At 73.1% G+C, this 14,085-nt stretch carries 10 protein-coding genes; 4 read left to right on the top strand and 6 right to left on the bottom strand.

Annotated elements, in window-relative coordinates; translation table 11 throughout:
• Positions 1-198 precede the first annotated feature (198 nt).
• Both ACZ5AJ_RS15715 and ACZ5AJ_RS15710 read left to right on the top strand, forming a co-directional pair.
• Entirely contained in the window at positions 199-2,433 is a 2,235-nt protein-coding gene (locus tag ACZ5AJ_RS15715; RefSeq protein WP_464135981.1) for a glycosyl hydrolase family 95 catalytic domain-containing protein, read from the top strand.
• Positions 2,434-2,564: 131 nt separating this feature from the next.
• Entirely contained in the window at positions 2,565-4,079 is a 1,515-nt protein-coding gene (locus tag ACZ5AJ_RS15710) for a hypothetical protein (RefSeq protein WP_464135980.1), read from the top strand.
• Between the two features lie 11 nt (positions 4,080-4,090).
• On the opposite strand, the gene ACZ5AJ_RS15705 is transcribed toward ACZ5AJ_RS15710, so the two are convergent.
• From ACZ5AJ_RS15705 to ACZ5AJ_RS15695, 3 genes are all read right to left on the bottom strand, one after another.
• On the bottom strand, positions 4,091-4,576 hold the full coding sequence (locus ACZ5AJ_RS15705; RefSeq protein WP_464135979.1) for a hypothetical protein: 486 nt from the start codon (positions 4,574-4,576) through the stop codon (positions 4,091-4,093).
• Between the two features lie 130 nt (positions 4,577-4,706).
• Positions 4,707-5,213, bottom strand: a complete 507-nt coding sequence (locus ACZ5AJ_RS15700) for a hypothetical protein (protein ID WP_464135978.1) — start codon at positions 5,211-5,213, stop codon at positions 4,707-4,709.
• Positions 5,214-5,227: 14 nt separating this feature from the next.
• Positions 5,228-6,295, bottom strand: coding sequence for a LacI family DNA-binding transcriptional regulator (locus ACZ5AJ_RS15695; protein WP_464135977.1), 1,068 nt, complete (start codon positions 6,293-6,295; stop codon positions 5,228-5,230).
• 172 nt (positions 6,296-6,467) lie between these two features.
• Here ACZ5AJ_RS15695 and ACZ5AJ_RS15690 point away from each other — a divergent pair, with 172 nt between their 5' ends.
• Positions 6,468-7,898, top strand: a complete 1,431-nt coding sequence (locus ACZ5AJ_RS15690) for an MFS transporter (protein WP_464135976.1) — start codon at positions 6,468-6,470, stop codon at positions 7,896-7,898.
• 88 nt (positions 7,899-7,986) lie between these two features.
• Here the strand turns inward: ACZ5AJ_RS15690 and ACZ5AJ_RS15685 are convergent, their stop codons facing one another.
• Positions 7,987-8,862 (bottom strand): phytanoyl-CoA dioxygenase family protein, encoded by an 876-nt coding sequence (locus ACZ5AJ_RS15685; RefSeq protein ID WP_464135975.1) that lies wholly within the window; start codon positions 8,860-8,862, stop codon positions 7,987-7,989.
• Between the two features lie 55 nt (positions 8,863-8,917).
• Between ACZ5AJ_RS15685 and ACZ5AJ_RS15680 the strand changes: the two genes are divergently transcribed.
• Positions 8,918-9,784 carry a helix-turn-helix domain-containing protein gene (locus ACZ5AJ_RS15680; protein ID WP_464135974.1) on the top strand — a complete coding sequence of 289 codons (867 nt, stop codon included), beginning with the start codon at positions 8,918-8,920 and terminating at the stop codon, positions 9,782-9,784.
• 194 nt (positions 9,785-9,978) lie between these two features.
• Here the strand turns inward: ACZ5AJ_RS15680 and ACZ5AJ_RS15675 are convergent, their stop codons facing one another.
• Together ACZ5AJ_RS15675 and ACZ5AJ_RS15670 are read right to left on the bottom strand one after the other, a co-directional pair.
• Positions 9,979-11,844, bottom strand: a complete 1,866-nt coding sequence (locus tag ACZ5AJ_RS15675; RefSeq protein WP_464135973.1) for a ribonuclease J — start codon at positions 11,842-11,844, stop codon at positions 9,979-9,981.
• Between the two features lie 650 nt (positions 11,845-12,494).
• Positions 12,495-14,024 (bottom strand): FAD-dependent monooxygenase family protein, encoded by a 1,530-nt coding sequence (locus ACZ5AJ_RS15670; RefSeq protein ID WP_464135972.1) that lies wholly within the window; start codon positions 14,022-14,024, stop codon positions 12,495-12,497.
• Between the last annotated feature and the right edge of the window lie 61 nt (positions 14,025-14,085).

Here is a 14,085-nt window from a genome sequence, read left to right as displayed (position 1 = left end):
TGCCGAGGGAAGGTGGGACGATTCCCGGCAACGGCGGGCAAGGGGTGGTCAGTCTCACAGCGCTCGCGTAGACACTCCGATGTGACCCCTTCCCTCGCAGGGCAGGGCGACCACGGCAGGCGAGGACGCCACCGGCCTCCTCGCCGCACCCTCTGCGAGCTCGCCGCGCTCCTGCTCTTCCCGTGAAAGGCCGCACCTGTGACCTCCTCCCCCACCGTCCTCCGCCGTCGCGGACCCGCCGAGCGCTGGCTCGAGGCGCTGCCGTTGGGCAACGGCCGCCTCGGCGCGATGGTCTGGGGCGACCCCGGCCGGGCCCGCTTCTCCCTCAACGAGACCACGCTGTGGTCCGGCGCGCCCGATGTCGACGCCCCGCACCGCACCGGCCACCGGGACGCGGAGGCGGCGCTCGCCCGCTCGCGCTCCCTGTTCACGAGCGGTGACGTGCGCGGCGCGCAGGCCGCGATCGAGGAGCTCGGCACCTCGTGGTCGCAGGCCTATCTGCCGGTCGGGGAGCTGAGCATCGACCTCGGCGACGCGGCCGCCCCGGACCCGGACGCCGAACGGGTCCTCGACCTCGCCGCCGCCGAGCACACGGTCCATGCGGCCGGCGGGGAGCACCTGAGCTTCGTGAGCCTCGCCGACGAGGTGCTCGTGCACTCCCTGCCCTGCCCGGACGGCGCCCGGCCCGTGCTCGGGTTCGAGTCCCCGCTCGTCGAGGAGCGGCGGGAGGAGGCCGGCGGCGCGCTGACCGTGGTGCTGCGCGCCCCGTCCGACGTGCCCGCCGGGCAGTTCCGCGCCACCGAGGAGATCGCCTGGGAGGAGGCCGGCGCGAGTCGCGCTGTGGTCGCGGTCCGCAGCCGTGTCGAGGGCGGGCGGCTGCTCGTGGTGTGCGCGATCGTCACCACCTGGCAGGGGCTCGGCCGTGCCCCCGACCGGCCCGTCGACGAGGTCCTCGCCGAGGCGACCGCCCACGCGGAGACGGCCCTCGCGCGCGGGGAGGAGGAGCTGCGCCGCCGGCACCTGGCCGCGCCCCTGCCCGGGGCCGGGGCGATGGGCCTCACGCTGCGCGGCTCCGAGGAGGCCGAGCTGCTGGCGACCTCGTTCGCCTTCGGCCGCCACCTGCTGGCCTCCGCCTCCCGGCCCGGCCTGCCGCCCGCGAATCTCCAGGGGATCTGGAACGCGCGCCTCGAGGCGCCCTGGTCCTCGAACTACACCGTGAACATCAACGTCGAGATGAACCACTGGGCGGCCGCGACCGTGCACGTCCCGGACGCCGCGGAGGCGCTCGGAGCGTACGTGGCGATGCTGCGCGAGGCCGGGCGGGAGACGGCCCGGCGCGTCTACGGGGCCGACGGCTGGACCGTCCACCACAACTCCGACCCGTGGGGGTACACCGACCCGGTGCGCGGGGAGCCGTCCTGGTCGACCTGGCCGATGGGCGGGCTGTGGCTCGAGCGGGAGCTGGACTCGCTGGCCTCCTTCAGCGGCCGCACCGAGGAGGATATCGCCGCCGAGCGCTTCCCCGCGCTGCGCGAGGCGGTCGCCTTCGCGCTGTGCCTGCTGCACGAGAGCGCCGACGGGCACCTGGTCACCTTCCCCTCCACCTCCCCGGAGAACCTCTGGGTGACGGAGTCGGGCGAGGCCGTGTGCCTCAGCGAGGGCGTGGGGATGGACCGCTGGCTGCTGCGCGAGACTGCCGAGCGCCTCGTCGAGACCGCCGCACTGCTGGACCGGCACGGCGACCCCGTGGTGCAGCGGGCCGAGGCCGTGCTCGACCTCGTGCCGGGGCCGCGCATCGGGGCCGACGGCCGCATCCTCGAATGGCACCGCGACGGGATGACGGAGCGGGAGCCGCACCACCGGCACGTCTCCCACCTCGGGTTCCTCTACCCCGGCGCGGAGGTGCCCTCGGCGCGGCTCGAGGCGGCCGCGGCGCGCTCCCTCGAGGCGCGCGGGGACGAGGCGACGGGCTGGTCGCTCGTGTGGAAGGCGTGCCTGTGGGCGCGTCTGCGCCGCGCCGATCGGGTGCAGGCGCTGCTGGAGCTGTTCCTGCGGCCCGCCGAGACGCTGAGCGGCGAGCGCAGCGGGCTGTACCCGAACCTGTTCTCCGCCCATCCCCCGTTCCAGATCGACGGGAACCTGGGCATTCTCGCCGCGATCGCGGAGTGCCTCGTGCAGTCCCATCGCGGCGAGATCGAGCTGCTGCCGACCGTGCCGGACCTGCTGGCCGACGGCTCCATGCACGGCCTGCGTGCCCGGCCCGGGATCGCGGTGGACATGGACTGGGAGGGAGGGCGGCCGACGGCGCTCGCGCTGCGCGCGCTCGGCCCGGGCGCAGTCGGCGAGCACCGGATCCGCTGCGGGCGCCGCACCCTCGAGGTCACGCTCCCCGAGGGCGAGCGGGTCGAGGTGGACGTCGCGCGGCTGCGGTGAGGCGGGCCGATGGCGGCGCGGGCTGTCCCGGATCTGCACACGCCGTTCGCCTGCGGGTCAGTCCGCGATCCCCGGGGGATGGAACGATAGGACAGAGGAGGGACACCGTCCCGCCGTGCAGTGACAAGGAGGTGCATCCCGCAGTGCAGGCACGAGGACGACGGCGCATCACGCTGACCCGCCGGGGCTTCACGGGCGCGGCGGCGCTCGCGCTGCTCGCCCCGCTCGCGGCGTGCACGGACGAGGCCGCCCGGATCGAGCCGGTCACGGAGCCCCCGAGCTCCGCCGTGCTCCCGGACGAGGACCCGGCCGTGACCGCGCTCGCCCTCAGCAGCGCTCTGTTCACTGCTGCGGAGCTCGTCATCGTCGCCCCCGCGGACGCCCTCGACCAGCTCACCGGCCTCGCCGCGGACGCCGGGGTGCCGCTCCTGCTCGGCCCCGCGGACGGGCTCGCCGCGGAGCTCGAGAGGCTCGGCGCCCTCACCGTCGTGGCTGTCTCCGGTCACGGCCTCGAGGAGACCGACACGGACGCGGAGATCGTCGAGCTCGACCTCTCTGCGGGCACTCCGGAGCTGCCGGAGGTGCAGCGGGTCGGGGACGGCGCCCCGGTGACGCTGCTCGTGGACCCCGCCGCCGACTCCCCGGCCCGGGCGCTCGCCGACGCGCTCCTCGGCGCGGCCGGCGGCACGGTCGCCGAGATCCCGCGCGGGGACGTGGGCCGCAGCAGCGCCTCGGTCGCGGCACTGCGGGAGGCGGCGGGCGAGGACCCCGCCCGCGGCGTGCTCGCGCTCGGGAAGAGCTTCGGCTCCACCGAGGACTTCCCCGCGACGCTCCAGCGCACGCTCGGCGCGCCCGAGCTGCCCGGCGGCGGCACCACCCTCTTCCCGGGCCGACGTTTCGTCGCCGCCTACGGCTCCCCGAACGTGCCCTCCCTCGGTGTGCTCGGCGAGCAGGACCTCCCCGCGACGCTCGAGCGCGTGAACGCGCTGGCGGGTGAGTACGAGGGCCTCGCGGAGGAGCCCGTGGTGCCGGCGCTCGAGATCATCGCGACGATCGCGTCCTCGCAGGCCGGTGGGGACGGCGACTATTCCAGCGAGCTCGGCGCGGAGGGGCTGCGCGAATGGGTGGACGCCGCCGGGGAGGCAGGGGTGTACGTGGTGCTGGACCTCCAGCCCGGCACCACCGACTTCCTCACCCAGGCCCGGCGCTACGAGGAGCTGCTCACCGCGCCGCACGTGGGCCTCGCCCTGGACGCGGAATGGCGCCTCGAGCCGAGTCAGAAGCACCTCGAGCAGATCGGCTCGGTGACCGCCGCGGAGATCAACGAGGTCTCGACCTGGCTCGCGGACCTCACCGCCGAACACTCCCTGCCGCAGAAGCTGCTGATCCTGCACCAGTTCACGCGCTCGATGATCAAGGACCGCCAGGACCTGGACACCTCCCGGCCCGAGCTCGCGATCATCCTGCACGCGGACGGACACGGCGTGCCCGGCGACAAGCTCGGCACCTACAAGGCACTGCAGAAGGACCTGCCCGCGGGGATCCACATGGCGTGGAAGAACTTCTACGACGAGGACACCCCGATGTTCACGCCGGAGGAGACCCTCGCCGTCGAGCCGCCGCCCTGGTTCATCTCGTACCAGTAGCGGCCAGGGGATCAGCCGGCGCGGAGGTGGGAGAGGACCAGGCCCACGGGGATGCTCACCGCGGTGAGGACGAGCCCGGCCCGGAACAGCCACAGCAGCCAGCGCGGGCCCTGCGCGCCGCGCCCCACGGCGCGGATCATGAGCACCATCGTCACCACGAGCAGCACGCCGCCCGCATCGACGAGCAGCGGCGCCGCGGCCACGGTCCCGCCGATCACGGCGAGGGCGCCGGCGTTCCAGGTCAGCAGCTCCGCGAGCAGCACGCCGCGGCCGGGCGGGCGCGGGGCGAGACGGTGCTGGGCGGCGCCGAGCACGCCCTGCATCACGCCGCCCACGAGGACCTGGAACGCCGCGGACCAGGAGCCGTGCTCGAGCCCGAGCGGGCCGGTGACCGCCGCGGTGAGCCCGCCCGCGATCACCCAGGCGAGGGCGAGCAGGCGGAACGGCAGATCGGGATGGACGGGGTGCGCGGTCGCGGCGGCGGACGGCTCGGTCATGCCTCCCATCCTGCGCCCCTGTCAGCCGCGGAACTCTGCCCTGGCGGCGCCGGTGTGAGCGACAGGACTCGACCCGCGCCCCGGACGCTCCGCCACGTCGGCAGGACGGGGCAGCGCTCGAGGCGCTGGGTCAGCGCTCGGTCGCCTGCTCGGCGACGGCGTGCAAGGCGAAGACGTTGTCCGCCGGCCACACGTACTCGTCATCGCAGCGGAAGCCGCGCAGCCAGGTGACGCCGTCGACGACCCGCAGGTAGAGCCCCTTGGGGTACTCGTCCTCCGCGCTGAGAGGCAGGCTGAGCACGTGCACGGCCCCCGTCGGCGCACGTCCGACGGACAGCACCGAGTCCGGAGCCTGCTCCTGGTCCCGGTACGCGATTCGCAGGTAGGGACCGGCGTCGGCCGGCAGCGGGGCGAAGCCCCGTGCCCGCACCGCGGCGAAGATCTCGGGGAGCGTCCCTCCCCCGGCCAGACCGAGCTGCGCGAGGCTGCGCCGCACGACGTCCAGACGCTCCGGCTCACGCGCCTCGAAGCATCGGTGCGCCAGCAGCGTCCGCGCGCTCTCGTTCAGCTGGATTCCGCACCCGCCGAGAAGGGCAAGCAGCTCCTCGCGGCTCGCTCCGCCGACGACGACGGTCATGCTCGCGCCGTCGTTCACCGCGCTGCCGTGCCCGCCTCAGACGCCCGTTCCTCCCCGGGCTCCCCGGTGGAGGCGCGGACGACGAGGCTCGGCGGGAGCAGGGTGCGTCCCGGCGCGGGGGCGGCGCCGCCGATGAGGCCGAGCAGCATCTCGATCGCGCTCTCGCCGAGCTGCTCGAAGGGCTGGCGGACGGTGGTCAGCGGCGGGTCGAGCGCGACGGCGACCGCGGAGTCGTCGAAGCCGATCACGCCGACGTCCGCCGGGACGGTCAGGCCCGCCCGGTGCAGGGAGCGCAGCACGGGCGCGGCGCCGCCGTCGGATTCGCAGAGGATCGCGTCGATCTCGGTCCCGGCCCCGAGCAGCGCCTCGACGGCCGGGAGCAGCACCGTGGCGAGGTCGTCGGCGGCGGGGTCCTCGAGCATCAGGGCGGGGTCCGGGGAGATCCCCGCCTCGGCGAGCGCCTCGCGGAATCCCTCGCGCCGGGCGTGGTGGAAGGGCAGGTCGCCGCCGGTGCCGACGTAGGCGATGCGCCGGCGGCCCCGCGCGATCAGGTGCCGCACCCCGAGCAGCACGCCGAAGCGGTTGTCGACGCCGACGGTCGGGACGAGCACGTCGTCGGCCGCGTTGTCGATCGCGACCACGGGCAGGCGCAGCGACTGCGCGGTCTCGAGCATGCGCGCGTCCCCGGCGGAGCCGAGGATGAGCACGCCCTCGGTGGGCACCTCGGCGAGGCCTGCGATGACGTCGACCACGTCACCGCTGTCGTGGCGTGCGGCGGTGGTGGGCTGGACGAAGGCGGTCACGCCCTGGGCGCGGGCGGCGGCGTGCGCGGCGCGGACGGCGGGCTCCCACCAGCCCCACTGCCCGTCGGGGACGATGATCGTCACAGCCCGGAAGGCGCGGTTGCGGAAGGCGCGGGCGGCGACGGAGGGACGGTAGCCGAGCTGGTCGGCGACCTCGCGCACGCGGGCGCGGGTCGCGGGGCTGACGTCCGGGTTCTCCTTCGCGGACAGGGCGCGGGAGGCGGTCGCGACGCCGACGCCGGCCGCCTTCGCGACGTCCGCGAGCGTCACCCGTGCCATCGCGCTCCCCTCGCCGTCCGGACTGCTGGGCCTGCACCCGAGCGGTCCGTCCTTGACGCTCCCCGCGGGCTGGGGATAGCTAAGCCACGCCGGACCGGAAACGTTACCGGTATCGATTCCGGACAGCGTCCGGTCCCGCTCCCCACCCAGTCCCGAGAGGACCCGCCCCCGCATGAACGCGGCCCCCACCACCGATCTCCCAAGCACTCCTGCCCGCGCCACGCGTCCTTTCGGGCTGCGCGACAAGGCCGGCTACATGTTCGGCGACATCGGGAACAACCTGCAGTTCTACCTGCAGGCCTCGTTCTTCCTCGTCTTCTGCACCGACGTCATGGGCATCAAGGCGGGCCATGTGGGCACCCTGCTGCTGGTCGCGCGGATCATCGACGCCTTCACGGACATCCTCGTGGGCCGCCTCGCGGACCGCGGCGTCGCCGGGGAGAATGGCCGTTTCAAGCCCTGGATCCTGCGCGGGATGGTGCCGCTCGCGATCGCGACTACGCTGCTGTTCAGCCCGTTCCTGCAGGGCGCCGACTACACCGCGCGCGTGACCTGGATGGTCATCACCTACCTGCTGTGGGGCGCGGTCTGCTACACGCTGGTGAACATCCCCTACGGCTCGATGGTCTCGGTGATCTCCTCGCGGCCCGAGGAGCGGGCGGCGCTGTCCGTGGCGCGGGCGCTGGGCGGCTATGTGGGCCTGCTGACGCTCGCCGGGCTGCTGCCGCTGCTCGTGTACGTGCAGGTCGACGGGCGCTCGGAGCTCTCCGGCACGCGGATGATGATCGCCGCGGCGACCTGCGGGCTGCTCGCGATCTGCTGCTACCTGCTGTGCGTCCACGACGTCGAGGAGCGGGTGCGGACCGTGCCGCGGCCCCGCGAGGAGCAGATGGGCCCCGGCGCCCTGCTCGCCGCGCTCGTGATGAACCGGGCGCTGACCGGGATCGTCGTGGTGACGCTGTGCATGCTGGTCTCCACCACGATGCTCGCGAGCATGCTCCCCTACATCTACGCCGGCTACTTCGGGGACGGTCGCCTGCTGTCGATGGGCAATGTGGTGGGGCTGCTGCCCGTGCTCGCCTTCCTGCCCGTCGCCGCACGGCTCGCCGCGAGGCTCGGCAAGAAGGAGCTGGGCCTGATCGGGCTCGCCCTCGCCACCGCCTCCGCGCTCGCCCTCTTCGTCCTCCGCACCGACTCCCCGCTCGTGTTCACCGCCGGGTACGGCCTGATCATGCTGGGCTGCGCGGGGCTGGACGCCCTGGTGTGGGCGGTGATCTCCGACGTCATCGACCTGCAGGAGCTGCGCACCGGCGAACGGTCCGACGCGACCGTGTACGCGGTCCGCTCCTGGGCGCGGAAGATCGGACAGGCCCTCGCCGGCGGCGTCTCCGGCTGGGCGCTGGGCTGGATCGGCTACCGCTCCACCGCGGGCGGCGACGCGTCCGTCCAGGCACCGGGCGTGCTCGACTCGCTCTACTCGCTCACCACTCTCGCGCCCGCGCTCCTGCTGGGCACGGCCGCGCTCGTGCTCGCGCTGTGGTTCCCGCTCTCGAAGAGGCGCGGCGCGGAGAACAGCCGCCTGCTGGCCGACCAGCGGGGCTGAGCGCAGGGCTGGCGGCTGAGCGCAGGGCTGACGGCTGAGCGCAGGGCTGACGGCGCGCTCCGCGCCCACCACGTCGCCCCCGCACCCCTCAGTGGTTCGTGACCGCCCAGCCCTCGCCGCAGGTGCCACCCATCTCGGACTCCTCGATGCGCACTTCCTCGCCGCGCGCGTCCAGCAGCGGCTGGTAGCTCCCGGCGACCTCGCGGCTGCCCTCGGGGATGCAGTGGAAGATCAGCGAGCGGCGGAAGCGGTCGCGGCTCGTGTTCGGGCGGGAGCCGTGCACGAGGCTGCCGTGGAAGATGAGCATGTCGCCGGCGCGCATGTCGGTCTGGACCACGTGGAGGTGCTCCGGGATCGAGACCGTGATCGAGGTGAACGACTCGGTCGCATCCGCATCCTCGGGGCATTCGATCTCGTAGCGGTGGGTCCCGGGCACCACGCCGAGCGCGCCGTTCTCCGCGTCGCAGGGGTCCACGGCGATCCAGGCGGCGATGCAGGTCTCGGGGTGGGTCTGCAGGAAGTAGTTGTCCTGGTGCATCGCCTGGCCGCGGGCGCCCGCGGGCTTGAAGTAGAACATCGACTGCACGGCCCAGACCTGCCCCACGGCCTGCTCGACGCGGCCCATGATGCGCCGCTCGAGCAGCCAGCGCCGGGCGAGGCGGCCGGGCTCGTGGCCGTCGCGGTGCGGCTGGATCATGCGCGGGTAGGCGTGCAGCGGGTCGCCCTCCGGGGTCTCGTGGAAGGCGCCGCCGGTGCCGTCGGTCTCGATGTGGGAGGTGAAGGTCTCGCGGATCTCGGCGATCTCCTCCGCGGTGAGCACGCCACGCAGGTGCACCGCGCCGGCGGCCTCATAGGCGGCGGCGATGCGGGCCGGGTCCGCGGAGGCGTCGAGGATCGCAAGCTCGCTCGCGGCGTCGGCCGGGGTGTCAGTGGACGTGTCGGGGGTGGTGTCGAGAGTCATCATGCTGTCATTGTGGTGACGGTCACCGGTGCGGACCAGGCGAGGAAGGGGCGAGGACATGGACGATCCTGCTGCTGCGCCAGCGACGTTGCCCGCCCGGCATGCGCAGGTGCGGGCGGTGGAGATGCCGCCGCCGGCGACGGACCGGGTGCTGCTCGGCGAGCTCGACCAGTCCGCCGACTACCGCATCCTCCGCTCCCGTGGCACCACCGACCACCTGCTGCTGCACACCGTCGCGGGCGCCGGGCTCGTCCATGGGGAGGACGGATCCGTGCACCGGATCGGTCCCGGCGAGGCGGTGCTACTGCGGCCGGGCACCCTGCAGGACTACGGCACCGACCCTGCCGTCGGGCGGTGGCAGCTGCTGTTCGCGCACGTGCACCCGCCCGCGCCCTGGCTCGCCCTGCTGGACTGGCCGGAGGCCGCGCCGGGCCTCGGCCGGATCCACCTCGGCGCCGAGGTCGAGGCCCGGGTGCGGCGGGCCCTGCGCTCCGCGGCCCGTGCCGTGCGCGTGGGGATGGGCAGCGCGGAGCTGTTCGCGCTGAACGGGCTCGAGGAGGCGCTGCTCTGGTACGACACGCAGAACCCGCTCCGCCACCGCCTGGACGAGCGCGTCCTCGCCGTGCTCGAGCACATCGACGCCCATCTCGCCGAGTCCCTCGATGCCGCCGCGCTCGCCCGCGTCGCGCACCTGTCCCCCTCACGGCTCACCCACCTGTTCACCGCGCAGGTGGGCACCTCCCCCGCCCGCTTCGTCGAGGCGCAGCGGATGGAGCTCGCCGCGCGCCTGCTCGAGCTGACCCCGGATCCCGTCGCCGAGATCGCGCACCGGGTGGGGTTCGCCGATCCGCTGTACTTCTCGCGCCGGTTCCGGGCGCTGCGCGGGAGGAGCCCGTCGGCCCATCGCGCCGAGCACCGCACCTGAGCCCTCATCGCAGGTGCCCCGTCGGCCCTGCGCTCTGTCTCGGGCGCCCCGTCGGCCGCGCGCCCCCTCTCGGGTGCCCCATCGGCCCCGAACAGGACCCGCGCCCACCCCGGAACGCGCCGCGGGCGGCGCCCCGTGAGGGAGCGCCGCCCGCGGCAGCAGCACGGTCCGGCACACCGGCCGGGCCGGGTGGGTCAGGCGTCGACGACGACGGCCATCACGGCCGGCTCGCGGCGCGTGTTGCGGCGCAGGTAGCTCGAGACGGTGTCGACGACGATCTCCTCGATGTCGGCGATCTCCTCGACGTTCTCCGACTTGGCGCGGGCGAGCGCCTTCGCGACCTGAGCGTTGACGCCCTCGAAGGTGCGCTTGTCGTGCACGAAGCCCTTCGTGAGGAACTCGACCGGCTCGACCGGCTCGTAGGTGTCGGGGTCGATGAGGGCGACCACGGTGACGACGCCGCCGCCGGAGAGCAGGCGCCGCTCGGCGAGGGTGTCCTCGGTGGCGGCGCCGATGGTCTGCCCGTCGACGTACACCAGCCCGGCGGTCACCTCGCCGACGATCTTCGCGCGACCGTCGACCAGGTCGACGACGCTGCCGTCCTTCGCGATGACGACGTTCTCGTCGGCCACACCGGTGCGTCGGGCGAGCTCCGCGTTGGCATGCAGATGCTTGGACTCACCGTGCACCGGCATCACGTTCCGGGGCCGCACGATGTTGTAGCAGTACACGAGCTCGCCGGCGCTCGCATGCCCGGAGACGTGCACCTTCGCGTTGCCCTTGTGGACGATGTTCGCGCCGAGGTCCGTGAGCTTGTTGATGATCCCGTAGATGGCGCTCTCGTTGCCGGGGATCAGCGAGGAGGCCATGAGGACGGTGTCGCCCTCGCCCACCTGGATCTGGTGGTCGCCGTTGGCCATGCGCGCGAGCGCAGCCATGGGCTCGCCCTGGGAACCGGTGCAGATCAGGGTGATCCGGTCGTCGGCCATGTTCTGGATCTTGCGGAAGTCGACCACCAGCCCCTTGGGGATGTCGAGGTAGCCGAGGTCGCGGGCGATCGCCATGTTGCGCACCATCGACCGGCCCACGAAGGCCACCTTGCGGCCCGCCGCATGGGCGGCGTCGAGCACCTGCTGGATGCGGTGGACGTGGCTGGCGAAGCTCGAGACGATGATCCGGCGCGGCGACGTCGCGAACACGCGGTCGATCGCCGGGGTGAGGTCCCGCTCCGACATCGTGAAGCCGGGGACCTCGGCGTTCGTCGAGTCCGTCATGAACAGGTCCACGCCCTCCTCGCCGAGGCGGGCGAAGGCGCGCAGGTCCGTGATGCGATCATCCAGCGGGAACTGGTCCATCTTGAAGTCGCCGGTGCACAGCACCATGCCCGCCGAGGTGCGGATCGCGACGGCGAGCGCATCGGGGATCGAGTGGTTCACGGCCACGAACTCAAGGTCGAACACGCCCTGCTTGCGGCGGTCTCCGGCCTCAACCTCGATGGTCACCGGGGTGATGCGATGCTCCTTGAGCTTCGCCGTGACGAACGCCAGCGTCAGCTGCGAGCCGATCACCGGAATGTCCTCGCGCTCCTTGAGGAGGTACGGGACACCGCCGATATGGTCCTCGTGGCCATGCGTGAGGACGATGCACTCGATGTCGTCGAGACGGTCGCGGATCGAGGTGAAGTCCGGGAGGATCACGTCGATGCCGGGCTGATGCTCCTCCGGGAAGAGCACGCCGCAGTCGACGATCATGAGCTTGCCGGCGTGCTCGAACACCGTCATGTTCCGGCCCACCTCGCCGAGGCCGCCGAGGGGCGTGATACGCAGGCCCTTCTTGGGCAGGCGCGGCAGACCGCCCTGGTTCTGGGCGCGACGGGAGGCGGACCGCGATCCGCGGGAGCCCTTGCGGGAGCCGCGCGAGGAGCGGGCATCGGAGCCCTTCTCCCCGCGCTGCTCGCCGCGACCGTCGTTGCGGTTGTCGCCGCGGGTCTCGCTGCGGTTGTCGCCGCGTGCTTCTCCTCGGGTATCAGGGCGTGAGGACGTACGTGAGTCAGAGGTCATGAAGGATTCGCAATCGTCGAAGGGACAGGGACTCAGGTCTAGGAGGAGCGCGCGTCGCAGCGGTCGTCGCCGCGGACGCAGCAGCATCCACACCCTTCAACGTACGGCAGAAAGGCGTCAAGAGCCTCACCCATGAGGTGAGGACCATGATTGTCGGCCGGATCTCACGGGCTCAACCCCGTCAGGAGCCCGGCTCCGGTGACCTCGATCGACCCCGCCCCGGCGGCCAGTTCCCCTGCCCGACCCAGGCCTCCCTGCCCGACCGTGGTGCCCCTGCTGCCCCGGCCCTGCTGTCCCACGTCTCCCCGGCCCTGCTGTCCCACGTCTCCCCGGCCCTGCTGTCCCACGTCTCCCCGGACCGGCCGCCCCGTCTCCCCGGCCCGGCCATCCCGTCTCCCCGACTCCGCTGTCCAGAATCGGTAGATGAGCGGCGCCACTGTCCAGGATTGGTAGATGAGCGGCACCTGCCTCCCCCAGGGCGAGGCAGGTGCCGCTGACCTTCCGATCATGGACAAGACCCCACCCAGCACCCGCCCGGCACCAGCTCAGCAGCAACCAGCAGGCCCGAAGCAGCAGATCAGCAAGCCCAACAGCAGATCAGCAAGCCCAACAGCAGGCAACAGCAGACCAAGCAGCAGCTCAGCGACCGGTCAGCGGCCGACGGTGGCGGCGTCAGCGGCCTCGATGGCCTCCGGCACGTGCCGCGGATCGGTCCGATGCCCGGGAACCTCGCGACCTGCGGCGATCCAGGCCTCGAGGCGGTCGCGGACGGGCTTCTCGTAGATCCAGTCGGGACGGATCCAGTGGGTCGCGCGGGCGGCCTCGAGGGCGAAGGCAGGATCGGCGGCCTGCAGAGAGGCCGCGGCGGCGAGCAGCTCGGGGGTCAGGGGCTCGGGGAGCTCGACGTTCTCGAGCTTCGCGCCGGGAATGCGGGCGTCGGCGCGGACGACGGCCTGCCAGGCGTCGTCGAGGTGCGGCGAGAGGGCGGACTGGAAGCGGCGGGCGAAGCCGGTCGACCGCAGGACGTCGGGCATCGGGGCGGCAGCCTCGAGCGCCTCCGTGGCCAGCAGATCGCGCAGGACGGTCGCGGCGACAGCGGTCATGGTCATGCCCTGCCCGGAAGAGGGGTTGTAGGCGGCGGCCGCGTCACCGATGTGGATGAGGCCCTCGGGCTGATTCAGCGACTGCTCCCAGAGCAGGCGGTGGTCGCTCGCGGCACGGGAGGAGGCGGGTTCGCTGAGCTGCTCGGCACCGCGGAGGGCGCGTGCGATGAGCGGCGTCGGCAGCTGCTCGGCGATCTCGAGGATGGCCTCGACGTCGGTCGGCGGATAGTTCCGTCCGACGCCGTAGGCGATGACCATGTGCTCGCCGCGTCCGACGTCGCGCAGGTGCACGGCGATCGGGCTGCCATCCGACGACGCTGTGCCATCCGACGACGCGCTGCCATCGGGTGACGCGCTGCCATCGGGTGACGCGCTGCCATCCGACGACGCGGTGACGGACGCCGGCGGGCTGAGGATGGTGGAGACACCCTCGGGGAGGGCTCCTTCGGCGAGCCGCACGCGATAGCAGGTGTAGCCCATGTGGACCCAGGCGGTGGAGGTCGTCGGACGGTCGAAGCCGAGGGCCTCGAGCCACTGCGGGGTGCGGGTGCTGCGGCCGGAGGCGTCGATGACGATGTCGCCGAGTGCTCGGCCGTCGGGGAGCTCGTCGGCCACTCGACAGCCCTTCACCTCGGCGCCGATCACGGTAGAGCCGTCGTCGGACAGGATCAGGCCGGAGGCCGCACCCTGGACCGCCCGAACACCGGGCAGCGCGAGCACGCGCCGTCGGATCACGCCCTCGAGCACGGGGCGGGTGAAGCACACGGGCCGCAGTTCGCTGGTGACGCGGGCGCGCCAGGACTCCCCCTGCCAGCGGATCGCGTCGGCCAGGTCGTCGCGCTTCGTGCAGCCTTCGGCGATCAGCTCGGACTCGAGCCCGGGCAGCAGCTCCTCGAGCCGCGCGGCTCCGAGTGCGAGCAGGTGGTGGGTCTGCTCGCCCTGGGGCACGCCGCGCCGCGCCTCGAACACTCGGGGCGCGTCGACAGCGAGCTCGTCCCGGTCGATGATCGTGACCTCGATCGAGCGCTCTGCCAGCACCGATGCGGCGAGCAGTCCCGCGATGCTCCCTCCCAGCACCACCGCGCTCCCGACGGGCCGTCCGCTCCCCCATCCGGAGCTCGGTCCAGCACCCGGCCCA

The sequence above is a fragment of the Brachybacterium zhongshanense genome (assembly GCF_055385755.1).
This window is presented reverse-complemented; position numbering and strand designations above follow the sequence as displayed.